This window comes from Elioraea sp. (assembly GCF_022842375.1).
Classification (GTDB): domain Bacteria; phylum Pseudomonadota; class Alphaproteobacteria; order Acetobacterales; family Acetobacteraceae; genus Elioraea_A.
This window is the reverse complement of the sequence record NZ_JALHPR010000002.1, coordinates 122,588-145,644: the sequence shown is the minus strand read 5'-3', so window position 1 is coordinate 145,644 and position 23,057 is coordinate 122,588. Positions and strand designations below refer to the sequence as shown.

At 70.5% G+C, this 23,057-nt stretch carries 25 protein-coding genes; 16 read left to right on the top strand and 9 right to left on the bottom strand.

The window, feature by feature from the left end; translation table 11 throughout:
- Positions 1-27: 27 nt before the first annotated feature.
- Positions 28-1,392: an amidohydrolase family protein gene (locus Q0C38_RS02465; RefSeq protein ID WP_291295469.1), complete on the bottom strand. Its 1,365-nt coding sequence runs from the start codon at positions 1,390-1,392 to the stop codon at positions 28-30.
- A gap of 77 nt (positions 1,393-1,469) precedes the next feature.
- Positions 1,470-2,594 carry a mandelate racemase/muconate lactonizing enzyme family protein gene (locus Q0C38_RS02460; RefSeq protein ID WP_291295468.1) on the bottom strand — a complete coding sequence of 375 codons (1,125 nt, stop codon included), beginning with the start codon at positions 2,592-2,594 and terminating at the stop codon, positions 1,470-1,472.
- Between the two features lie 75 nt (positions 2,595-2,669).
- Here Q0C38_RS02460 and Q0C38_RS02455 point away from each other — a divergent pair, with 75 nt between their 5' ends.
- The 16 genes from Q0C38_RS02455 (at position 2,670) to Q0C38_RS02380 (ending at position 16,345) form a co-directional block, all read left to right on the top strand.
- Positions 2,670-3,410: a FadR/GntR family transcriptional regulator gene (locus tag Q0C38_RS02455; RefSeq protein WP_291295467.1), complete on the top strand. Its 741-nt coding sequence runs from the start codon at positions 2,670-2,672 to the stop codon at positions 3,408-3,410.
- A gap of 15 nt (positions 3,411-3,425) precedes the next feature.
- Positions 3,426-4,094, top strand: coding sequence for an amino acid ABC transporter permease (locus Q0C38_RS02450; RefSeq protein ID WP_291295466.1), 669 nt, complete (start codon positions 3,426-3,428; stop codon positions 4,092-4,094).
- A 153-nt stretch (positions 4,095-4,247) separates the two neighbouring features.
- Complete coding sequence (locus Q0C38_RS02445; RefSeq protein WP_291295465.1) at positions 4,248-4,985, top strand: ABC transporter substrate-binding protein; 738 nt, start codon at positions 4,248-4,250, stop codon at positions 4,983-4,985.
- A gap of 27 nt (positions 4,986-5,012) precedes the next feature.
- Entirely contained in the window at positions 5,013-5,672 is a 660-nt protein-coding gene (locus Q0C38_RS02440) for an amino acid ABC transporter permease (protein ID WP_291295464.1), read from the top strand.
- On the top strand, positions 5,669-6,433 hold the full coding sequence (locus tag Q0C38_RS02435; RefSeq protein WP_291295463.1) for an amino acid ABC transporter ATP-binding protein: 765 nt from the start codon (positions 5,669-5,671) through the stop codon (positions 6,431-6,433). Before Q0C38_RS02440 ends, Q0C38_RS02435 begins: the two co-directional genes overlap by 4 nt.
- 109 nt (positions 6,434-6,542) lie before the next feature.
- On the top strand, positions 6,543-7,199 hold the full coding sequence (locus Q0C38_RS02430) for a GntR family transcriptional regulator (protein ID WP_291295462.1): 657 nt from the start codon (positions 6,543-6,545) through the stop codon (positions 7,197-7,199).
- Positions 7,196-8,362 carry a mandelate racemase/muconate lactonizing enzyme family protein gene (locus tag Q0C38_RS02425; RefSeq protein ID WP_291295461.1) on the top strand — a complete coding sequence of 389 codons (1,167 nt, stop codon included), beginning with the start codon at positions 7,196-7,198 and terminating at the stop codon, positions 8,360-8,362. The genes Q0C38_RS02430 and Q0C38_RS02425 overlap by 4 nt, the downstream gene beginning before the upstream one ends.
- Entirely contained in the window at positions 8,359-9,351 is a 993-nt protein-coding gene (locus Q0C38_RS02420) for an ABC transporter ATP-binding protein (protein ID WP_291295460.1), read from the top strand. Before Q0C38_RS02425 ends, Q0C38_RS02420 begins: the two co-directional genes overlap by 4 nt.
- Positions 9,348-10,322 (top strand): ABC transporter ATP-binding protein, encoded by a 975-nt coding sequence (locus tag Q0C38_RS02415; RefSeq protein ID WP_291295459.1) that lies wholly within the window; start codon positions 9,348-9,350, stop codon positions 10,320-10,322. The genes Q0C38_RS02420 and Q0C38_RS02415 overlap by 4 nt, the downstream gene beginning before the upstream one ends.
- Entirely contained in the window at positions 10,319-11,236 is a 918-nt protein-coding gene (locus tag Q0C38_RS02410; RefSeq protein WP_291295458.1) for an NAD(P)-dependent oxidoreductase, read from the top strand. Before Q0C38_RS02415 ends, Q0C38_RS02410 begins: the two co-directional genes overlap by 4 nt.
- Positions 11,233-11,700 carry a RidA family protein gene (locus tag Q0C38_RS02405; RefSeq protein WP_291295457.1) on the top strand — a complete coding sequence of 156 codons (468 nt, stop codon included), beginning with the start codon at positions 11,233-11,235 and terminating at the stop codon, positions 11,698-11,700. The genes Q0C38_RS02410 and Q0C38_RS02405 overlap by 4 nt, the downstream gene beginning before the upstream one ends.
- Positions 11,701-11,702: 2 nt before the next feature.
- Positions 11,703-12,452, top strand: a complete 750-nt coding sequence (locus tag Q0C38_RS02400; RefSeq protein WP_291295456.1) for a creatininase family protein — start codon at positions 11,703-11,705, stop codon at positions 12,450-12,452.
- Between the two features lie 26 nt (positions 12,453-12,478).
- A complete protein-coding gene (locus Q0C38_RS02395) occupies positions 12,479-14,068 on the top strand; it encodes an ABC transporter substrate-binding protein (RefSeq protein ID WP_291295455.1) in 1,590 nt (529 codons plus the stop codon).
- A 3-nt stretch (positions 14,069-14,071) separates the two neighbouring features.
- Complete coding sequence (locus Q0C38_RS02390) at positions 14,072-15,019, top strand: ABC transporter permease (protein WP_291295454.1); 948 nt, start codon at positions 14,072-14,074, stop codon at positions 15,017-15,019.
- Positions 15,016-15,810: an ABC transporter permease gene (locus Q0C38_RS02385; protein WP_291295453.1), complete on the top strand. Its 795-nt coding sequence runs from the start codon at positions 15,016-15,018 to the stop codon at positions 15,808-15,810. The genes Q0C38_RS02390 and Q0C38_RS02385 overlap by 4 nt, the downstream gene beginning before the upstream one ends.
- Before the next feature lie 76 nt (positions 15,811-15,886).
- Positions 15,887-16,345 carry a hypothetical protein gene (locus Q0C38_RS02380; protein WP_291295452.1) on the top strand — a complete coding sequence of 153 codons (459 nt, stop codon included), beginning with the start codon at positions 15,887-15,889 and terminating at the stop codon, positions 16,343-16,345.
- 79 nt (positions 16,346-16,424) lie between these two features.
- Here the strand turns inward: Q0C38_RS02380 and Q0C38_RS02375 are convergent, their stop codons facing one another.
- The 7 genes from Q0C38_RS02375 to Q0C38_RS02345 form a co-directional block, all read right to left on the bottom strand.
- A complete protein-coding gene (locus Q0C38_RS02375; protein ID WP_291295451.1) occupies positions 16,425-16,856 on the bottom strand; it encodes a DUF6691 family protein in 432 nt (143 codons plus the stop codon).
- Positions 16,853-17,296 (bottom strand): YeeE/YedE family protein, encoded by a 444-nt coding sequence (locus Q0C38_RS02370; RefSeq protein WP_291295450.1) that lies wholly within the window; start codon positions 17,294-17,296, stop codon positions 16,853-16,855. Before Q0C38_RS02370 ends, Q0C38_RS02375 begins: the two co-directional genes overlap by 4 nt.
- A 260-nt stretch (positions 17,297-17,556) precedes the next feature.
- On the bottom strand, positions 17,557-19,041 hold the full coding sequence (locus tag Q0C38_RS02365) for a mannitol dehydrogenase family protein (RefSeq protein WP_291295449.1): 1,485 nt from the start codon (positions 19,039-19,041) through the stop codon (positions 17,557-17,559).
- Complete coding sequence (uxuA, locus tag Q0C38_RS02360) at positions 19,038-20,216, bottom strand: mannonate dehydratase (protein WP_291295448.1); 1,179 nt, start codon at positions 20,214-20,216, stop codon at positions 19,038-19,040. The genes Q0C38_RS02365 and uxuA overlap by 4 nt, the downstream gene beginning before the upstream one ends.
- A gap of 13 nt (positions 20,217-20,229) precedes the next feature.
- A complete protein-coding gene (locus tag Q0C38_RS02355) occupies positions 20,230-21,273 on the bottom strand; it encodes an L-idonate 5-dehydrogenase (RefSeq protein ID WP_291295447.1) in 1,044 nt (347 codons plus the stop codon).
- Positions 21,274-21,283: 10 nt separating this feature from the next.
- A complete protein-coding gene (locus Q0C38_RS02350) occupies positions 21,284-22,564 on the bottom strand; it encodes a TRAP transporter large permease (RefSeq protein WP_291295446.1) in 1,281 nt (426 codons plus the stop codon).
- A 1-nt stretch (position 22,565) separates the two neighbouring features.
- Entirely contained in the window at positions 22,566-23,048 is a 483-nt protein-coding gene (locus Q0C38_RS02345) for a TRAP transporter small permease (protein WP_291295445.1), read from the bottom strand.
- Positions 23,049-23,057 lie beyond the last annotated feature (9 nt).

Below are 23,057 nucleotides of genomic sequence, written 5' to 3'. Positions count from 1 at the left end.
TGGGTCTTCGGCAGCCTCTGCGCGCAGCTACGAGGCAGTGATGCGTGGCCAGCGACCGGGCGGAGGCAGCCCAAGGCGACCGGCGACGGACCGTGCCGAGCGCTGGGCGGCGTCGATCACCGACATCTCGTCGACCTTCGTCGGGCGTCCGCCACGCATGACGATCCGCCCGTTGACCAGGACGGTATCCGCCGTCGGACCATGGCCGACCGTGACAAGCTGGTGCGCGGGGTCGATGCAGGGCCCAAGCTCGATCACGCCGCGGCCGCGGATCACGAGATCGGCGCGGAAACCGGGGGCGAGCCGGCCAAGCATGTGGTCGAGCCCTGCGGCGCGGGCGCCGTGCAAGGTCAGCATCTCGATCACGTCCTCCGCAGCGAGGCCTGCGCCTGCCTCGGCCGAGAGCTGAACGGCGAGGAACATCGCATCGCCCAAGGAGCTCTGCCGTGCCGAATCCGTTCCGAGGGCGACAGCGACGCCGGCGCGCTTCAGCGCCGGCAGGCGCGTTGGAGCGATCAGCGGCAGGCCACGGCTGACATAGGCCTGCGGGCACCACACGATCGAAGGCCCGGTTTCCTGAACGATGCCGACCTCGTCGTCCCGCAGGATGTTCATGTGGACGAACGTCGTGTTCGGCCCGACCACGCCAAGCCCGGCGAGATGGGCAAACCGCGATTGGCCGAGCGCGCGTTCCATCGCCGTCACCACGCCCGCGTCGAAGCCGAGATGGGTGTTCAGGATCACGCCTTCCCGATCGGCCAGCGCCTTCGCTGCCCGCATGAGCTCGTCTGATGCCGTTCCCTCGCCATAGAGGGCGACGTGGCCATGCGCGATGCCGTCCTCGTCGCGGTTGCGGAACAGCTGGCCGCCGAGGGCCGAGAGGCACCGTTCGCGCGTTGGCGGCACGCGGGCGAACAGCGCGTCCGAGGCGAGGCCGCCGATGACCTGCATGATCGCGGTGTCGTCCCACAGGTAGGGGTCCGCGACCGAGCAACGGATTCCGACGGCGCCGGCCGCCTCGACCACGGCATCTGGTTCGAACGCCGAGCCAGGTTCGACAAAGCAGGTGAAGCCATGGCGGAGCAGTTCGACGGCGGCGAGGCGCGTCGCGGCCGCCTCGTCCTCGGGATCGAGGGCGGCCTTCCAGTCGGCATAGTTCGGGCCACCGGTGGCACCGCGGCTCGCATCGCCCCGGAAATAGCCGCGGCACGTCTGCGCGTTGACGTGAAGATGCGCCTCGATGAAGCCGGGATGAACGATCGCGCCCTGCGCGTCGATCTCGCAGGGCGCGGTCCACCCCGTGCCTGCATCGCCTTCGAGGCCGACATCGGCGACGAGGTGCCCGCTCACGGCGACGAACCCGCCCAGCAGGATCTCGCGCGTCTCGGCCATCGGGAGGAGCGTTGCGTTCCTGATCAGGATGTCACAGCGCCTGGCTCCGTCACCTCTCATGCGCGTTTCCCCTCCACTCATGACACGTCACCTGGGGCCGCTTGTTGCCAGCGTTCCAACACGCGCATGTCGATCTCGACGCCAAGGCCCGGTGCTTCGGGCGGATAGGCGAAGCCGTCCTCGATCCTGAGCGGCGTCACCAGGAGGTCCTCCGCGTGGTAGAGACTGCCGCAGGTGTCACTGTCGGGGCCGAGATTTGTCATCGCGACGCCGAGATGGATCTGCGCCGCGGTGCCGATGCCGAATTCGGGCATGCTGCCGATCATGCAGGGGAGCCCCGCCGCCTCGCAGAGCGTGAAGATCTTGGACGCCGCGAGCAGCCCGCCCGCCTCGCTCACATAGACATTGGCGATGTCGGCGGCGCCGTGGCGGATGACGTCCATCGCGTCGCCGGGTGTCCTGATGCTCTCGTCCGCCATCAGCGGCGGCGCGATGCCGCGCCTGACCTCGGCCATGGCGGAGAGGGCGCGTGGTGCGAGCGGCTGCTCGAACAGCTCGATATCGTATCGATCGATCGCAGCGACCAGGCGGATGGCGTCCTTCGCCGTCGGCAGCGCCATGTTGGCATCGACCCGCAGCTTCACGTCGGGTCCGATGGCGGCCCGCACGGCGGCGACGGCGGCGATGTCGCGCGCATGGGCGTTGCCGATTTTCACCTTGATCGTGCGATGGCCCGCGCGCACGCGCTCGGCGGCGAAGGCAGCCATCTGATCGGGCTCTCCGAACGGCACGGAGTAGCTAAGCGGCACGCGGTCGCGCACCTTGCCGCCGAGCAGGGCGTACACCGGAACGCCCAGATGCTTGCCCGTGATGTCCCACAACGCCATCTCGACGGCCGCCTTGGCTTCCTCGGCACCGTCGATCGATGCCTCGATCCGCTCCGCCAGGTGCCGGATCCGTGTCGGGTCCTCGCCGATCACGGCAGGGGCGATCGCTGCATCGATGTCGCGTGCGAGAAGGCGGCCGCGCCGGCGGAACACACTGGACGCTTCGCCGATCCCGGTGAGGCCGACGTCGGTCTCGACGAAGACGATCGCATGTTCCGATACCGCGCTCGCCCCGAGCGCGGTCCGGTAGGAGCCGCCATACGCCAGGCGCCTTGGCCCCCAGACCACGACCGTTCTCACGCCGGTGATGCGCATGTATCCCTCCTACTGACTCCAGTTGACCAGGAGTTCCGATGAGTTTAGGAAAGCACGAAACCTCAGGACCGGGCAATGGATGAAGGTTGGTCGAAACCCGTCGCACTGACGCTGAGTGACCAGGTCTCCCGCAAGATCCTTGCGCGCATTGCCGCCGGCGATCTCAAGCCAGGCGACCAGCTCCCTTCGCAACGTGACCTCGCGCAGCGTCTCGATGTCGGCCTCGCGGTGGTCCGGGAGGCGATCCAGCGACTCGAAGCGCTCGGTGTCGTGACCGCCGAACACGGCAGCGGAACCGTCGTGTGCGCGATGCGCTGGAGTGCGCTGATCCACAACCCCTCGCTCTTCGAACTCGCCGTGCGCCAGATCGGGGTGCGGCATCTCTGGGAAGCGCGAAGGCTGATCGAAGGGCAGATCGCACGCCTCGCGGCGGAGCGTGCGACGCCCGACGACATTGCCGCGATGCAGGCCGTGATCGCGCGCGCCGATCCGCCGCCGCTCGATTATGGCCAGAGCCAGGACCTGAACCGCGATTTTCACCTGGCACTCGCCCGTGCGGCGCAGAACCCGGTGCTCGAGGATCAGGTTGCGCCACTGCTCGACGTGCGGATGAAGGGGGCAGCGGAACGGTTCGACGCGGTGGTCGCCGCGCGCACCTGGGAGGCCCATCGCGCCATCGTCGCTGCGGTCGCATCCGGCGACGCGGGCGCGGCCGAGGCAGCCATGGTCGCTCATTTCCATATCGGGCCCATCGCGCTCGAGGCTCTCGCGGATGACATGACGCCCGGCGCGCGAAGGCGCGCCTCGGCGGACTGACGCGCGGGGGCGGGAATGGAGTTCCGGCTGGACGCGGTCATCGGCGACCTGCCCAGCCTGCTGATCGGCGTGCCACTGACGCTGGCGCTGACGGTCGCCGCCTTCCTCATCGGCACCACGCTTGCGCTGCCGCTCGCACTCGTTCGGATCGCCCGCGTTCCGGTCGCGAGCCAGGTGGCACTCGGCTGGATCGAGTTCTTCCGCACCACACCGCCCCTGGTTCATCTCGTATGGGCCTACTACGCCCTGCCGGTTCTGCTCGATGTGCGCCTGTCCGCGTTCACCGTCGTTGCCGGTGCGCTGGCCTTCAGTGTCAGCGCGCAGATGGCAGAGATCCTGCGTGGCGGCATCCTCGCGGTTCCGTCCGGCCAGACCGACGCGGCCCGCGTGCTAGGGCTTCCCGCGCGGTCGCGGCTGTTCGAGGTGGTGCTGCCGCAGGCGCTCAGGCTGATGCTTGCTCCAGGCTGCAACACGCTCGTGACCACCCTGAAACAATCGTCGTTGGCTGCGGTGATCGCGCTACCCGAGTTGATGAACCGAGGCCAGATTCTCTCCGCCGAGACGTTCAGGCCTCTCGAGGTTCTCACGCTCGTGGCAGGGATCTACCTCATCCTGACCTATCCGCTCGTGCTGCTGTCAGCCTCGCTCGAACGCCGTAGCGGCGCGGCTTTCCGGATCGACTAGGCCCGCGATGGTCGCGGGCGGGTCGGCGATGGCGACGACAATCGCCATCCACGAACACAGGAGGTGACAATGCGTCGTGCACTTGTTCTGGCTGCAGCTGCGGCTCTCTTGTTGCCAACACTTGCCGCCCCCGGATCTGCGCAGGCGCAGGGCGTGCTTGACGAGATCAGGCAGCGTGGAGAGTTGCGGGTCGCTGGCGTGCTGTACCGTCCGTTCATCTCACGCCGGCCGAACGGCGATCACGTTGGCATCGATGTCGAGGTCATGCGCCTGTTCGCCCAGGAGCTCGGCGTCAGGCTGAACGTCGTCCCGGCGGAGTGGGCCACGGCGGTCGCCGGCATCACGACGAAACGGTGGGACGTCGTTCCGGCAACCTGCATCACGCCCGCGCGCCTCGAGGTCGTCGACTTCTCGGAGAGCTACCTCAGGATCGGCGCCATCTTCGTCATGCGCAGCGACAATCCCAAGGGACTGACCACCCTCGAGGCGTTCAACCGCCCGACGGTGACATTCGCCGTCCCGACCGGCTCATGGTCGGAATCCGTCGCGAAGGAGGCTGCCCCCCTGGCCACGCTGAGGGGGTTCGGCCAGTCGACCTCAGCGGATCTGGTCCAGGAAGTGCTCGCCGGCCGTGCCGATGCGGTGGTGCTCGACACGCCGGTGCAGATGACCGTCGCACGCGGCGCGTTCGGCGACCGACTGGCCTTCTTCCCTGGCCCGACCACGCCGCTCGATGTCAGGCCGTGCCGTGTCGGCTATGCGCATGCGAAGGGCGATACGGCATTCAACAGCGCGCTCAACGCCTTCATCGCGAAGCTTCGGGAGTCCGGGGACATGCAGCGCCTGTTCGACCGCTTCATGACGCCGGAGCAGATCACCGCGACCAACTGAGCCTGGCGGAGCGACGCTGTGGGCGCGATGTTCGACATTGATGTGGTTGTCCCCTACCTGCCAGACCTCGCGTCCGGCCTGTGGGTGACATTCCGCCTCGGCGTCATCAGCGTCGTCCTCGGCGTCGTGCTCGGCTTGCTGCTTGCCCTTGCCCGACTGTCCGGAACCCGTCTGCTCGCGTGGCCGGCGTATCTCTATATCGAGCTGTTCCGCACCACTCCCCCGCTCGTGCAGATCATCTGGTTCTATTACGGCCTCCCGCCGCTGACGGGTATAGAGCTCGATCCGTTCGGCGCCGCGGCGCTTGCGCTCGGGCTCAACATTGCCGCGTTCTTCGCCGAGATCTTCCGCGCCGGCGTGGAGGCTGTACCGGCAACGCAGTGGCAGGCAGCCAAGGTTCTCGGCCTCGGCCGGCTCGATACGCTGCGAAGCGTGATCCTGCCCCAGGCCGCACGGCTCGTCCTGGCGCCGACGGGGACGACGGTGATCTATCTCGTGAAGGGCACCGCTCTTGCGTCTGCGATCGGTGCGCCGGAACTTCTGCGGGTGGGCCAGCTCGTGGCGCTCGAGACGTTCCGGCCGGTGGAGGTGCTCACGGTGATCGCCGTCGCCTACTTCGTCCTGACCTACCCGATCGCGCTGGCGTTCATGGCACTCGAAAAGCGCGTGGCGAGAGCGCGTGCATGACGGGTGAGCTGCTTCTCTCGGTGCGTCAGCTCGTCAAGCGCTACGGCAGCACGACGGTGCTTGACGGCGTCGACCTGGATGTGGCGGCGGGCAGCGCGCTCGTCATCATCGGGCCCAGCGGGTCGGGCAAGAGCACGCTGCTCCGGTGCATCGCCCGGCTTGAGCCGATCGCTGCGGGAACGATCATGCTCGATGGCAAGTTCGTCGCGTCGAGCGAGCGAGTTGGCCAGGCCCAGGCGGTGGCCGCACACGACATCGGCATGGTCTTCCAGAGCTTCAATCTGTTTCCGCATCTGACGGTCCTCGACAATCTCACGCTCGCACCGCGGCGCGTCCTCGGTCTCGGCAGGGCCGAGGCAGAGGCGCGTGCGCGCGACTTGCTCGCTGTCGTCGGACTCGCGGAGAAGGCGGAGGCCTATCCGGCCAAGCTTTCGGGGGGCCAGCAACAGCGTGCAGCGATTGCGCGCGCGCTGATGATGCGGCCGCGGCTGATGCTGTTCGATGAAGTGACCTCGGCGCTCGATCCCGAGCTTGTCGGCGAGGTCCTGAAGGTGATGCGGACGCTCTCCCGCGAAGGAATGACGATGCTGGTCGTGACGCATGAAATGGGGTTCGCACGCGACGTCGCTGATGATGTCGTGTTCATGGATCACGGCCGCGTCGTGGAGAGGGGGCCCCCGGACCAGCTCTTCGCGGCACCACAGGAGCCTCGGACGCGGGCATTCCTGAGCCGCCTGCTCGGTCGCGATGGCGATGAATGAGGAGGGCCCCTGTCGATCTCCCCTCGGCCCCAGTGATCCTCGGCCGCTGCAGTCATGTCATGCCGACACCCCTTGCCGCCGGGCGGTTTATCGCGAAAGATCGTGCACGATGCAGGATGCACGAACACTCACGCGAGTCGGACTCGCCCAGCAGGTCCGCGCGCGCCTGCTCGAAAGGATCATGGACCGCGACCTTGCTCCGGGGGCGCGGCTGAACATTGATGCGCTGGCACGTGAGATGGGGGTGAGCTCGTCCCCGCTGCGCGAGGCCCTGTCCGCCCTCGCAGCGCGCGGGCTCGTTCGCAACGAAGCCTTCCTCGGCTTCTCCGTCGCGCCGATGCCCGATCCGGGCTTCCTGCACGCGATGTTCGACACACGGCTGCGGCTCGAGCCCTGGCTCGCCGCACAGGCCGCGCTGCGCATCGGCCACGCCCAGCTTGAGCAACTGCGCTGTGCACTCGCGGCGATGACGCCCGAGGCGCGCCACGGACCCTGGCAGCGCCACCACGCGCATGCGGCGGCCGACGAGAGCTTCCATGCCACCATCGCGGAGGCGTCCGGCAACGCCCCGGCGCGCCAGGCGCTCGCTGCGTTGAACGCGCAGATCCACGTCTCGCGGCTCTATCTCACCGCGCAGACCGGAGCGGAGGAGACCGCCGGCGAGCACCGGCGGCTGCTCGCCGCCCTCGAAGCCGGGGACGAGGCAGCGGCCGAAGCGGCGATGACCGCCCATCTGCAAGGCTCAAGAAAGCGGCTCCTGCCATGACCGATCCTTCTGCCAACCCGCCACGCGACAGCGCTGCCCGGATCACGCGCATCCGCCTTCACCCGCTCCTGCACGTGATGCCCGACAGCCACGCCTACGGCATGGCCCGCGGGCTGACAGCGTCGCGCGGCGCGACCCTGGTCGAGATCGAAACGAATACCGGCGTCACCGGCTGGGGCGAGGCCTGGGGCCCGCCCGACTTCCCCGCCGCCTATCTGGGCCTCGTCGAGCAGCGCTGGCGTGGTGCGCGGCTGACGGACCATGCCGTGCTGTTCCACACGCTGATCGCGCAGAACTATCATTTCGGTGTCGAGAACGCCCTGATGGCGCTGTTGTCGGGGCTGGACATCGCGGTGCATGACGCGCTGGGCAAGGACCTCGGGCTGCCCGTGCATGCGCTGATCGGCGGCAGGGCGCGCGAGGAGGTGCTCTGCTACGCCTCCGGCGGCTACTTCACCGCAGACACCGCTCGCGGCCTCGCCGCGCAGCTGCCCCGCTTCACGGGCTTCCCCGCCTGCAAGATCAAGATCGGCCGCGGTCCGGGCGATGACGCAGCACGCGTGAAGCTCGTCCGCGAGGCGCATGGTGCTGCGATGCGCGTGTTCGTCGACGCCAACGGCGCCTATACGCTCGACCAGGTGCTGGCCTCGATGCGCGCGCTCGACGGGCTTGACGTCGGCTGGTTCGAGGAGCCGCTCGCACCCGCCGAGCAGGAGGGATATCGCCTGCTGCATGCGCGCGCGACCGTTCCCGTCGCCACCGGGGAGGCGCTGTACACCGCCTTCGCCTTCGACCGGCTGCTCGCACCTCGCGCGCTCGACGTGGCGCAGCCCGATCTCGCACTGGTCGGCGGGCTGAGCCAGGGTCGTCTGATCTCGCAGCTCTGCACGCTCCGCCACGCAAGGCTCTCGCCGCATGTGTGGGGTAGCGGGCTCGGGCTCGCGGCGGCGGTACACCTGGTCGCGGCGCACCCGGCCTATCCCGCGACCACCCATGAGGTCGATCCGCCCTGGGTCGAATATGACGTTGCCGACAACCCGCTCCGCGAGGAGGTCCTGCTCGCGCCGCTGCGTCCCGTGAACGGGCGCATTGCCGTGCCGACTGCACCCGGCCTCGGGGTCGAGCCGGACCGGGCCGCACTCGCGCGCTTCCGCCCGCGGTGAACGCCTCCGCCCCGCTGCTGCGCGCCGAGGCGCTGTCGATCTCCTTCCCGACGGGCGCTGGCCTGCTGCATGCGGTCGAGGACGTGTCGTTCACGCTGGCGCCCGGCGAGACGCTCGCCCTGGTCGGCGAGAGCGGCAGCGGCAAGTCGGCCACGGCGATGACCGTCGCGCGCCTGCACGGGCCGGAGGCGCGCGTCAGCGGGCGTCTCGACTGGACCGCGCGGGAGGGGGGGACGGTCGATCTCGCAACACTCCGGGGCGAGGCGCTGCGGCGCATCCGCGGGCGGGAGATCGCGGTGGTGTTCCAGGACCCCGGCAGCGCGCTCGACCCGGTCTTTCGCATCGGCGACCAGATTGCCGAGACGCTCCGTCACCTCCGTGGCGCCGGGCGTCGCGAAGCCGCGGAAGGCGCGGTCGCCCTGCTCGATCGCGTCGGCATCCCCGACCCGCGGCGCCGCGCCGGCGAATATCCACACCAGCTCTCGGGCGGCATGCGCCAGCGCGCCGTCATTGCCCTGGCGCTTGCCGGCCAGCCGCGCCTTCTGGTGGCGGACGAGCCGACCACCGCGCTCGATGTCACCATCCAGGCGCAGATCGTCGAACTGCTGCGCGACCTCCAGTTGCGCGAGGGCATGGCGATGATCTTCGTCAGCCATGACCTCGGGCTTGTCGCCGGCCTCGCGCATCGCCTGTGCGTGCTCTACGCCGGCCAGGTGGTGGAGGAGGGGCCCGCGGCGGACGTGCTGGCCGCACCCCGGCATCCCTACACGCGGGCCCTGCTTGACTGCGTGCCGGACATCGACGGCGATGCCGTGCCGCCGCGGGGCATTCCCGGCCGGATGCCAAGCCCGATCGCGCCGCCCGCGCATTGCCGCTTCGCGGATCGCTGCATGCTTGCGGAGGCGGCCTGTCGTGAGGCTCCTGTGCCGCTGATCGCCGTCGCGCCGGGACGGGCAAGCCGCTGCCTGCGCTGGGCGGAGGTCGGATGAGCGCGCTGGTCGAAGCACATGGGCTTGAGATGGAGTTCGGCGGGCCGAGCCTCCTCGCGCCACGCCGGAGACCGGTGCGTGCCGTCGCGGGCGTGGATGTCACCATCGCGCGCGGCGAGGCGCTCGGCCTCGTCGGCGAGAGCGGCAGCGGCAAGTCCACCATTGGCAGGCTGCTGCTTCGCCTGCTGCGGCCGACCATGGGCAGCGTGCGGTTCGACGGCCACGACATCACCGCGCTCGACCGTGGCGCCATGCGGCCATTGCGCCGGCGCATGCAGATGGTCTTTCAGGACCCTTTCGGAAGCCTCAACCCGCGCATGACCGTGGGCGCAGCGGTGGCCGACGGGATGCTCCTGCACGGGCTCGCCACGCGCGAGGAGGCGCGCGGTCGTGTCGCTGCGCTGCTCGCGCGCGTAGGCCTGCCGCCCGAGATGGCAGCGCGCCCGCCGCGCGCATTGTCGGGGGGTCAGCGCCAGCGTGTCGCGATCGCCCGCGCACTCGCCGTCGAGCCGGAATTCCTCGTGGCGGACGAGCCCGTCTCCGCCCTTGATGTCTCGGTCGGCGCGGCAATCCTCGCATTGCTGCGCGACCTGCGTGCCGAGCGTGGGCTCGCGCTGCTCTTCGTCTCGCACGACCTCGGCGCGGTGCGCGCGCTGTGCGACAGGGTCGCGGTGCTCTATCTCGGCCGGGTGATGGAGGAGGCGCCGGCGGAGGCGCTGTTCCGCGATCCGCGCCACCCCTACACGCGCGCCCTGCTCTCTGCCTCGCCGGCCAGGCCAGGGCGCGCGCGGGGGCCGCGCATCGTGCTCACGGGCGAGATCCCGAGCCCGGCCGACCCGCCGTCGGGCTGCGTGTTCCGAACGCGCTGCCCGCACGCCTTGCCTGCCTGCGCGGAGGATGTTCCCGCACTGCGCGAGGTCGGCCCGGGCCGGCGTGCCGCGTGCATCCGCAACGACCTGGTGCTGCCATGATCGAACGCCTTCTCGTCATCGGCGGTGGCGGCTTCCTCGGCAGCCGGGTGCTGCGCGCGGCCGTCGCGCGCGGCATGGCCTGCGCGAGCTTCGGGCCGGCGGGGCGCGACCTCGCCGCAGGCCTCGCCATCACGCGGTTTGCCGGCGAAGGGCAGGAGGGGGGCGCTCTTGCTGCAGCGCTGGTCGCATTCAGGCCTGACGCCGTGATCTGGGCAGCCGGCCACAACCCCACCGGAGACGGGCTCGCCCGGACGGCCGAGGCCGATGTCGCGCGCGCCGCTGCCGTCAACGCCGGTGCCTTCGCGGCCACGCTTGCCGCCTGCGCCGCGGCGGGCATCGCGCGCGTGGTGCAGTGCGGCTCGACGGTCGTCTACGGCCCGGCAACCGACTATGGCGCGGCACGCGTCGACGAGGCAGCGCCGCCGGCGCCGCGCACGGCCTACGGCCTGACCAAGCTGATGGCGGAACAGGCGGCGCAGTGGGGCGCAGCGGCGCTGGGGCTCGACGTGGTCACGCTGCGGCTGCCGCTGGTGCTCGGGCCCGGCCGCTGGTACGCCGGCGCCGCCGGCAGCTATGCGCGGATGCTGCGTGCTGCTGCTGACGGCAGGGCGCTGCGGGAGGAGGTCTCGCCCGCTGCGTTCGATGCCGTTCACGGCGATGATGCCGCGGCGGCGCTGCTTCTCCTTGCCGGGCTGCGCGGGCCGCCGCGCGTGCTGAACATGGCCGGGCTGACGACGAGCCTGCCCGCCATCGCCGCCACGCTCTCGCCGCTGATCGAGGCCGTGCCGCTGCCGGTGCCCGCTGCGTTCCCGCTGGTCGATGACAGCGCGCTCCGCGGACTTGGCTGGGCGCCCGCGCGGAGCCTCGCCGACATTCTCACCGACACGCTTGCAGACATGAGGAAAGACGCATGAGCCACGAGGCGCGGCTTGCCGAGCTTGGACTGATCCTTCCGCCGGTGACCCCGCCGGCCTTCGACTATGTGCCGGCGGTGGTGCACGCAGGGCTCGTGTGGGTCAGCGGCCAGCTGCCGCGCGCGGCAGACGGTTCGCTTCCCCATCTCGGCCGGCTCGGCGACGGGGTCGACGTGGAGACGGGCCGGAAGGCGGCGGAACTCTGCGCGATGCAGGCGCTGGCCGTGCTGCGCGCGGCAACGGGCTCTCTCGATCATGTCGCGCGCGCCATCAAGGTCACGGGCTTTGTCGCCTCCGCACCTGGCTTCATCGACCAGCCGAAGGTGATCGATGCGGCATCAAAACTATTCGGCACGGTGTTCGGCGACAGCGGCCGGCATGCACGCAGTGCCATTGGCGTCGCCATGCTGCCGCGCGGCGTGCCGGTGGAGATCGAGTTCGTGTTCGCGCTGAAGGGGGCGTGAGCATGGCCTGGCTCGAACTCGCGGAGATGACGACGGTGGAGTTCGCCGCAGCGAGGCCGCTGCTCGCACTCCTGCCCGTCGGTGCGACCGAGCAGCACGGGCCCAACATGCGCACCTCCACCGATTATGTGATCGCCCACCGCATCGCCCAGCGGCTGGCCGAGGCGGTGGGGCCCAGGGCGGTGGTGCTGCCGCCGCTGCCCTACGGGCTCTCGCGCCATCACATGGGGTTTGCCGGCACCGTCACCCTGTCGGAGGAAACGTTCCTCGGCTGCTGCATCGATGTCGCGCGCAGCATGAAGGCGCATGGGCTGACGCATCTGCTGCTCGTCAACGGCCACAACGGCAACACCACGGCGCTCGCGGTCGCGGCCTCGCGCATCCTCTACGAGGTGGGCATGCAGGCGGCGGTCGCGTTCTACTTCCAGCAGGCGGCGGACCGCGTGAAGGCGCATGGCAGGACGCCGCGCTACGGCCATGCGTGCGAGGTGGAAGTGTCGGTCGCACTTGCACTGGCACCGGAGCTCGTCCGCCGCGATGCGCTGGCGCCTGGCGAGATGATCCCGCTCGACCTGCCGCTCGGCACCAACGAGCAGCCTTTCTTCGTTCAGGTGCCGATCCCGTTCCACGAGCAGACGCGCAACGGCGTGTTCGGCGATGCGCGCCTCGCCACGGCGGAGGCGGGCGAGGACATCGTCGCCACCGCCGTCACGCGCACCGTCGCCTTCATCAACGCCTTCCTGCAACGCTGACTGACGACATGAGGGAGAACGAGACAATGTGGACGCCTTCGATCAGCCGCCGCGCCGCGATGCTCGGCACCGCTGGCCTGCTCGCCGTACCCGGCCTGCCGCATGCGCAAGGAGCAGCCCCTGACGTCTATGGGCCCATGGATCCGCAGGCACGGCGGGGCGGCACGCTGACGGTCGCGATCGCCAACGAGCCGCCGAACCTCGATCCCTTTCACCAGGCCGGGGATGCGCGCACCGCCGTCACCGTCCTGATGTACCAGGGGCTGATGTACGAGCACCCATCGGGCGAGGCGCGGCCGCTGCTGGCCGAGCGGATGCAGATCTCGCCCGACGGCCTCACCTACACCTTCACGCTGCGCCGGAACGTCACATTCCATACCGGAATCGCAATGAGTTCGGCCGATGTGAAATACAGCTACGACTACATCCGCGACCCGGCAAATGGCAGCCCTGGCGCTGCCGATTTCGGCGCGATCGCCGAGATCACGACGCCCGACGACCATACCGTGGTGATCCGGCTCAGCCGCCCGAACGCCTCGCTGCCGATGACGCTGACCAACCGTTTCGGCTGCGTCGTTCCACGCGATACCTTCGCAGCCGACGGTGCGCGCGCGCGGCTGTCGCAGCAATCGGTGGGAACCGGGCCGTTCCGCCTGGCCGAGTTCCGGCCGCAGAGCCACATCCGCATGGCACGCTTCGCGCAGTACTGGGAGGAAGGCCAGCCCTATCTCGACGGCATCCTCTTCAGCGTGCAGCCGAATGCCGCGAGCCTGCTGCAGGCGCTGCGCAACCGTCGTGCGGACATCGGCATGCTGCCCAGGCCGCAGGACGCCGAGCAGATTCGTGATGTGCCGGGGCTCAACGTCGGCACGGCGCCCTCGCTGCGGCAGAACTCGCTCGACCTCGACGGCAACTTCGCGCAGCTGCGCGACGTGCGCGTGCGCCAGGCCATCGCGCTCGCCATCGACAAGGAGGCGGTGATGCAGGCCTCGATCGGCGGACACGGCACGGTGCTCGGCACCACCGTCGCCGCGATGCAGGACAGCTGGGGCGCCCCCCTCGCAGAGCTCTCCACCCAGCGCCCTGACCTCGAGCGTGCCCGTGCGCTGCTCGCCGAGGCCGGCCTGCAAGGCGGCTTCGCGCTCGACCTCGTCAGCATCATCGGCTTCGAGTGGATGGACCCGGCCGCGGTGACGATCGCGCAGCAGCTCCAGCGCATCGGCATCCGCCTGAACATCCAGCGCGCCGAGCTCGGCGTGTGGCTGAATGCGTTCCGCACACGAAACATGCGCTTCACCTTCAACGACTGGGGCACCCAGCCCGATCCGCACATCCTCTACTACAGGCACTTCCGCAGCCCGCCGCAGGGGGCCGATTTCCGCAACTGGGCGAACGCCGACGCCGACCGCCTGCTCGACCAGGGCATGGAAACCGCCGATCCCGCGGCACGGAAGCGGATCTATGTCGAGCTGCAGAAACTGATGAGCGCGACTGTGCCGACCATCATGCTGTTCTCGCCCAACCTCGTGACGGTGACGCAGTCCCGCGTGCGGAACTACGTGCAGCACCCGACCGGGTGGTGGTTCGGCCTCGCGCGGTCCTGGATCGCTGCCTGAACGATGCTGGGCGCACTCGCTGGACGGCTCGGCGCGGCAGCGATGACGGCGGTGCTCTCCACCGCCGCCGTCTTCCTGCTGATCCGCGCCGTGCCCGGCGACGTGGTGGGCGAGATGCTGGGCCAGAGCGCGGGCGACCGCGCGGCGGAGGCGGCGCTGCGGGCCTTCTTCGGGCTCGATCGGCCGCTGTGGCAGCAGTATCTCGGCTGGGCCGGCGATGTGCTGCGCGGCGACCTGGGCGTATCCTGGCGCCAGGGATTGCCGGTGGCAGGGATCGTCGGCAAGGCCTTCCTCGTGACGCTGCAGATCGGCCTCGTCACGCTTGCGGTGGCACTGTTCGTGGGCGTGCCGCTCGGCATTCTCGCCGGCGTGCGCCATGGGCGCTGGCCCGACCTCCTGGTGGAGGTGGTCTCCCTCGTCGCGCTTTCCGCGCCGGTGTTCTGGACGGGCATGGTGCTGCTGATCGCGGCGGGGACCTGGTTCGGCTGGTCGCCGCCGCTGATCTATGCCGGGCCGGGCGAGAACCTCGCCGACAACATCGAGAGCATCGCGCTGCCGGTGATGGCGCTCGGGCTCCTGCAGGCGGCAGCGTACGCGCAGTTCGCGCGGCAGCAGACGATGCAGGTGATGCGGCAGGACTTCATCCGGGCCGCGATCTCCCGCGGGCTGCCGGCGCGCGTGGTGTATGGAAGGCACCTGCTGCGCAACGTCGCCATTCCGCTGGTCACCTTCGCCGGCGTCATCCTGGTGCAGATCCTCGGTGGCGTCGTCGTCGTCGAGACGCTGTTCGCGATCCCGGGCCTTGGCCGCACGCTGCTCGCCGCGATCCAGGCGCGCGACTATCCGGTGCTGCAGGGCGCGCTGCTCGTCGCAGTGCTGGTGGCGCTCCTCGTGAACCTGCTGGTCGACCTGCTCTATGCCGCGATCGACCCGCGGGTGCGCGGCGCATGAGCGGGCGGGCGCGCGTCGAATACGGCGCCGGGCTCGCGTTGAGCATGCTGCTGCTCGTGCTTGCCGTCGCGCCGGGCCTGTTTGCCGGCTCGCCCGACGACGTCGACATTGCCCTTCGGCTCAAGCCGCCATCGGCGATGCACTGGTTCGGAAGCGATGAGACCGGGCGCGATGTCTATGCCCGCGTCGTGCACGGCACGGGAACGACGCTCGGCATTGTCGGCGCCGCGATGCTGCTGGCGGCCGTGATCGGCGGGTCCGGTGGCGCGGTGGCCGGGTTCTTCGGGAGGCTGGGCGACATGGCGCTCTCCCGCGGGGCCGACGCACTGCTTGCCTTCCCGCCGATCATCCTCGGTGTCGTGGTGGCCGCGACGCTCGGGCCAGGGGCTGCGAACCTCGTGCTGGCACTGGCCATCATCTACACGCCGGTGTTCTTCCGTGTCTCCCGCGCCACTGCCCTTGGCGAGGGGGCCCACGCCTATGTGGAGGCGGCACGCGCGCTTGGCCACGGCGAGTGGGCTGTGCTGCTGCGCCACGTCGCGCCAAACGTGCTGCCGACGGTGCTGCTGCAATGCGTGATCCTGTTCCCGCTCGCGCTGCAGATACAGGCAGCGCTCGGCTTCCTCGGCCTCGGTGTGCCGCCGCCGACACCGGACTGGGGCGCGAGCCTGCAGGAAAGCCGCAACTACCTGACGGCCGCCCCGTGGCTCGCGATCTTCCCAGGGCTTGCCCTGCTGGTGGCTGCACTCGCGGCGCTCCTCCTCGGGCGCGGGCTCCAGTCGCGATCCTGAGGCGCGCCGTCGTGGCTTCACGTCGCCTCGGTATCGCCGTGAAGACGGATAACCTTGTGACCAGGAAAACGATGCCATGACGCCAACGCTCATCCTGTCCGCGGCGCTCGCGATTGCGGTGACGATCTCGCCCGCGGCTGCACAGTGGCTCGATCCGAGCAGGCCGTGGGTCGAACGTGATGCCCAGGGCCGCACCACTGGCACGGTCGAGCCGGGCGCACCGGGTGGTCTCGTGCGACGGGACGCGCAGGGCCGAAGGGTTGGCACAAGCGAGGCTGGGCCATCGGGAACGATCATCGAGCGTGACGCCCAGGGGCGTCGGACCGGCACCATCGCGCCTGATCCGCGCGGCGGCTCCGTCATCCGGGACGCGCAGGGCCGTCGGACCGGGACGGCCGAACCCCGCGCAGGCGGCGGCTACGTGATCCGCGATGCGCAGGGCCGCCGCACCGGCACCGTGGAGCCGGGGCCGGGCGGATCCTGGATCGAGCGTGATGCACAGGGCCGCCGCGCCGGATCGAGGGAACCGCGATAGGCTGGTCGGCCGGGTGGGGCGGGGCCGCCGTGGGTGCGTCTGACCGGGCGCCGCCGAGGCGCCGGACGCGACGACCGGATCAGCCGGAATTCCACTCCGGCCGATCGCGCCTGGTGACAATGTCATGCAGGACCATGCCGACCAGAACCGACGTCAGAAACACCGCTGCGCCGGGGGCGAACAGGCCGAGGGAGACGACTGCGGCCAACGGAATATAGCCCGCCAGGCCCCAGCCCAGGCCGACCAGAACGCCTCCGGCCACGACTTTCCGGCCTGTCGCGGCATCGAGCGGCTCGTTCTGGCCGCCGAAAAGCGGCCGGGGCAGGCGTCGCGTCAGCGCGAGGACGATGCCGGCGACGCACAGCGCCGAGAGCAGGCCGAGGCCCAGCGCTGGGCCCCACGCCCCCGCCGGGATCGCGAAGTCCGGCAGGAGCGACGGTTGAAACAGGCCCGACAGCACCATGCCGAAGCCACACAGCAGCCCGCAGGCCAGTGCCGTGAGCCTGATCATGCGGTACCTCCACCGGCCAAAATCTGACGCGCGAGCAACGATACGCCGGCGCCGACCGCGATGGCGCAGACCGAGGCCGCCGCCCAGCCCGAGCGTCGGACCGCGCCGAAGATCGCGACGACGAGGCCGCCATCGCCGAGACGGGCGCCGACCCCGACGAGCAGCCCTCCGACGACGAGCAGCGCCCAGCCCGCCTCGATCGGCTTCGTCGCCGCCGCTCCAACAGCGGCCAGGATGGAGGGTGCGAGCATGAGCCCGGCGAGGAAGGCGATGCTCACCGCGGCCGGTCCCTCGTGTCCGCCCAGCAGGCTGCCGAGCATCCGTGACGCCGACATTACGTTTCCGGCGAGGAGCCTCAGCAGGGCGAGGGCGAGCCCGATGAGCGCGCCGCCCAGGATCACTTGACCCTGCGTCCCGATGGGAAAGTCCAACTCAGGCACCTCCGCTTCTCCGAGAGATGCTGTGACGGGTCACGCCTTCCCTCGCAGGTAACGCCCCGTGGGCACTGGACTGGGCCGACATTGATCACGCATCAGTTTGCCTGCGTTCACCGTCGCGTGAACCTGCGCTCCAGTCAAGCAACCGACGGACGCCGCAGCACCTCGGTCACGCCGTCGGCGATGGCTGGGAACGGCTGCGGCCGCGCGTCGCGCGAGCTGCCAGGAGGCGCCGCATCCCAGCACCCCGGGCCAGCCCGGCATCAGCCATCCTGGAGGGTGACGGCCCGGGCGGCATCGCGAGCGCCGAGGCTGCGCAGCCGGCCGAGCGCGTGCGCCACCGCCGCCTGGAAGGCGGGGCTGCGTGCGAGGTCGGGGCCGAAGATCGTTTCGAAACCGAGCGCGGCCGCGGCCTGCCGCGACGGCTCGTCTCCCGCTGCGTCCAGCGCCTGGCGCAGCGGCGTGGCCAGCGGGTCGCGGACGTCGATCGGCGCGCCGTTATCGCCCGTACCGCTTACGTAACGGACCCAGCCGGCGACGGCGAGGGCGAGATGCGCGATCGGCTGGCCGGCGGCGAGGCGCGCGCGTACCGTCTCCAGCAGGCGCGGGGGCAGTTTCTGTGAGCCATCCATCGCGATCTGCCAGGTGCGGTGGCGCAGCGCGCGGTTGCGGAACCGCGCGAGCAGCCGGGCGGCGTGCGCGTGGAGATCGACGCCGGGCGGCGCGGGCACGCAGGGGATGATCTCCGCCCAGAGCCCATGCAGGAAGGCCGCGAAGACGGGGTCGTTGGACGCATCGGCCACCGTCTCGTGGCCGGCGAGATGGCCGACATAGGCAAGAGCCGAGTGCGCAGCGTTCAGCATCCGCAGCTTCATCAGCTCATAGGGTGCGACGTCGGCCGCGAAGGTCGCGCCGCCGGCCTCCCAGCCAGGCCGTCCGGTGGGGAAATGATCCTCGATCACCCATTGCGAGAACGCCTCGCCGACGACCGGCCACGCGTCCTCGCAGCCGAGCGCGGCGGCGATGCGGGAACGGTCCTCCTGCGTCGTCGCCGGAACGATGCGATCGACCATCGTGCAGGGGAACGCGACCTCGCCGGCGATCCAGGCGCCGAGCCCGGGCTCGCGCAATGCGCCGAGCCGGGCGGCCACGCGCCGCACCGTTGCGCCGTTGGCCGGGAGGTTGTCGCAGCAGAGCACGGTGAAGGGCGTCACGCCCGCCGCGCGCCGCAGCCGCAGCGCCTCGACCAGCAGGCCGGGTGCGGAGCGCGGCGCCTGCGGCGTGGCGAGGTCGTGGCGGATGTCGGGGTGCGCCTCGTCGAGTTCGCCGCTGGCGGGATCGTGGCAGTAGCCCTTCTCGGTGACTGTGAGGCTCACGATCCGCACCCGCGGGTCGGCCATGGCGCGGAGCAGCGCGGCGGGGTCCTCGGGCGCGACATGCAGGCCGCACAGGCTGCCGATCACGGCGAGCGCCTCGCTGTCATCCTCGCGGGTCGCCACCGTGTAGAGGCGGTCCTGCACGGCGAGCGCGTCGCGCGTCGCGGGGCTGCGCAGGCTGGCGGCGACGATCCCCCATTCGCGCGCACCGTCCTGCAGCACCGCCTCGGTCATCACCGCCTGGTGGCCGCGATGGAAGGCGCCGAGGCCGAGATGCACGATGCCTGGCGTGATCGCCGCACGGTCGTAGCGCGGACGCGCGACGGACGCGGGCAGCTGGCCGAGGGCCGCCGCCGAGAGCCGCGCCGTCATGCCGCGCGGTACCTGAGGCCGGCGATCACGCCGCGCAGTTCCGCCAGCCCGCGCAGGCGGCCGATGAGCGGATAGCCGGGGTGGGTGCTGCGGCCGGCATCGGCGAGCAGCACGTGGCCGTGGTCGGGGCGGAAGGGGATCACGGCATCGGGGCGGCCCTCGGCGCGGCGGCGCGCCTCCTCGTCGAGGAAGGCGGCGAGCACGGCGGGCATGTCGACATCGCCGCCGAGATGATCCGCCTCGTGGAACGATCCGTCCGGCTCCTTCGTGACGTTGCGCAGGTGGAGGAAGGCGACGTGCGGGGCGAATTCGCGTGCCATCGCTGGCAGGTCGTTCGCGACGCCGGCGCCGAGCGAGCCGGTGCAGAAGGTGATGCCGTTGGCGCACGAGGGAACCATGGCCACGAGGTCGGCGAGGTCCTGGCGGTTCGAGATGATGCGCGGCAGGCCGAGGATCGGGCGCGGGGGATCATCGGGGTGCATGCACATGGCGATGCCCGCTTCCTCGGCCGCGGGGATCACCTCCGCGAGGAAGCGCGCGAGATTGGCCTTCAGCGCCGCGGCGTCGATGCCGGCGTAGCTGTCGAGCATGCGGCGCAGGCCGGGAATGTCGTAGCGGTCATAGGCACCGGGCAGGCCGGCCATGATGGTGGTGAGCAGCGCGGCCCGTTCGGCTTCGGTTGAGGCCGCGAACCAGCGCCTTCCCTCGGCCAGCACGTCGGGCCGGTGGTCGGCCTCAGCGCCGGGGCGTTGCAGCATCAGAACGTCGAACGCGGCCTGGCGCACCGCGTCGAAGCGCAGCGCGAGAGCCCCGGTCGGCATGCGGTGGGCGAGGTCGGTGCGGGTCCAGTCCAGCACCGGCATGAAGTTGTAGCAGACGGTCCGGATGCCGGCGCGGCCGAGGTTGCGCAGCGACTCACGGTAGTTGGCGAAGATGCGCGCAAGATCGCCTGTGCCGCGCTTGACGTCCTCGTGCACCGGCAGGCTCTCGACGACCGACCAGCGCAGCCCTGCCGCCGCGATCATCGCCTGGCGCGCGAGGATCGCCTCGAGCGGCCAGACCTCGCCATAGGGGATCTCGTGCAGCGCGGTGACGATGCCGGCGGCACCGGTCTGCCGGATCTCGTCCAGCCGGATGTCGTCCAGCGGGCCGAACCAGCGCCAGGTTTCTTCCATGGGTGTTCGCTCCTCAACCGAAACTCAGCTGGACCTTCATCGCCGCGCGCCGGTCCGCGGCGAGGGCGAAGGCAGCCTCCGCCTCCGCCAGCGGGCATGTCGCTGTGATCAGCGGGCGGACGTCGATCTCACGCCCGGCGATCAGCCCGACGGCGCGGGCGAATTCGGGGTGGAAGCGGAAGGTGCCGACGAGGCGGAGTTCCTTCGCGACGATGCTGTTCATCGGAACGTCGAAAGCACCGCCGACGCCGACCTGCACGATGGTGCCGCGCGGGCGCACGCAGGCGATCGCTTGGGCAAGCGCGCGCGGGCTGCCGCTGCATTCGAAGGCGAGGTCGAAGCGGCCCTTGTCACGCTCCTCGGCGGACAGCGCGCCCGTGTCGGCCGCGACGTTCAGCGCGGCGGCGGCGCCGATGCGGCGGGCGAGCGCGAGCGGCTCGTCCACCAGGTCGGTCACCGTGACCTCGCCCGCGCCGGCCTGGCGGAGTGCCAGCAGCACCACGCCGCCGATCGGGCCGAAGCCGGTGACGAGCACGCGCTTGCCGCGCACCTCGCCGGCCTGCGCGACGGCATGCAGCGCGACGGCGAGCGGCTCGCTCATCGCCGCCTCGCCGATGCCGACCACATCGCCCACGGGCACGCATTGCCGCGCGGCCGCGACGAGGCGGCGCCGGAACCCGCCCTGGACATGCGGCATGCGCATCGCGCTGCCCCAGAAGCGCATCTCGAGGCAATGCTGCGGCTCGTCGCGGGCGCAGTATTCGCACACGCCGCAGGGGTGGGAGGGGTTGAGGGCGACGCGATCACCCTCCCGCAGTCCGGCCACGCCGGCGCCCAGCGCCGCGATCGTGCCCGCGACCTCGTGGCCGAGGATGATCGGCTGGCGCACCCGCACCGTGCCGAAGCCGCCATCGAGGAAGTAGTGCAGGTCGGACCCGCAGATGCCGCCCGCGCCGATCTCGACCAGCACTTCGCCGGGCCCGGGCGAGCCGAGGTCCACCGCCTCGACGCGGAGGTCGCGCTGGGCGTGCAGCACGCAGGCTTCGGTCGTCGTCATCGCATCATCCTCATGGATAGAACTGCCGTGGCAGCCACAGTGAGATATCCGGCACCGCCGTCACCAGCGCCAGCACGGCGAAATTGGCCAGCAGGAACGGCCAGATCGCGACCGTGATTTCCCAGATCGAGATCCGCCCGATGCTGGCGCAGATGAACAGGCACACCCCGACCGGCGGCGTCGACAGCCCGATCATCAGGTTCAGCACGGCGAAGGTGGCGAAGTGAACCGGCTCGATGCCCACCTGCACCGCCACCGCCAGCAACGGCGGGAACAGGATAATCAGCGCCGCGATCGTCTCCATGAACATGCCCACGCCCAGCAGCAGCACATTCATCATCAGCATGATGGCCCATTTCTCGGTCGAGATGGACGTCATCACCCCGATGAGCGCCTGGGGCACGCGCTCGGCCGCCAGGATCCAGCCGAACACGTTCGCGAAGCCGACCAGCACCATGATCGCCGCGCCGGAGATCGCGCTGTCGGTCACCAGCCGCGGCAGGTCGCGCCAGCCGAGCTCGCGATAGACGAACAGGCCGATGACGGTCGCGTAGACCACCGCGATGACGGCGGCCTCCGTCGGGGTGAAGAAGCCGCCCACGATGCCGAACAGCACCAGCGCCATCATGCCCATCGCCCAGATCGCGCTGCGGCCGGAGGCCGCCACCTCGCGCCAGCCGCGCCACGGCTCGCGCGGATGGTTGTGGCGCACCGCCAGGATGTAGGCCGGCACCATCATGCCGAGGCCGAGCAGCACGCCCGGCACCGCCCCCGCAAGGAACATCTGCCCGACCGAGATGCCGGTGAGGGAGCCCACGATGATCATCGGCACCGAGGGCGGGATCATCGGCCCCACGACGGCAGAGGCTGCCGTGACCGCCGCCGCATAGGGAACGGTGTAGCCGACGCGCTTCATGCCCGGGATCAGCACCGCACCCTGGCTCGCAGCATCCGCCGCCGCGGTACCGGAGATGCCGGCGAAGATCATCGAGCCGACGATGTTGGTCTGCGCCAGCCCGCCGCGGAAATGGCCGACGATGGAATTGGAGAAGCGCAGGATGCGGTCGGTGATGCCGCCGCCGTTCATCAGGTTGCCCGCCAGCACGAAGCCCGGGATGGAGAGCAGCACGAAGCTGTCCATGCCCGAGAACATCTTCTGCGGGATCACCTCGAGCGGGATGTCGCCCGCCAGGAGGTAGACGAGCGAGGAGAGGCCGAGCACGACCGCGACCGGCATCCCGGCGAGAAGGCCGCCGAGGAAGGCGAGGGCGAGCAGGTACAGCGGGTCCATCTCAGGTCACGTCCGGCGACAGGCCGGCGAGCACGCGCAGCATCCGCTCGGCCGCGGCGAGCACCAGCGCGGCGGGGGCGATGAGCACGGCGAGGTGCACCCAGAACATGTTCCATTGCAGCGCCGGCGAGGTCTGCAGGGACCCGATGTCGACGAACGACCAGGCGGGCTGGAGCAGCAGCAGGCCGAACCCGGCCATGACGATGCAGCTGGCGATGTCCACCATCGCCTTCGCACGCCTGGGCAGCAGCATCGTCACGAGATCGACGCCGACGAGCTGGCCCGAGCGCAGCGCGAGGCCGATGCCGAAGCCGGCGCAGAACAGCAGCGCGAAGCGCGAGAGCTCCTCGGTCCAGACCGGCGGCCGCGGCAGCATCAGCCGCGAGACCACCTGGAGCAGCACCGCCGCGAGCAGCACGGCGAAGCAGAGGCCCACGACGAGGCGCAGCGCCGCATGCAGCCGGCCGAGCAGGGTGAGGAGCATCCCGGTGCC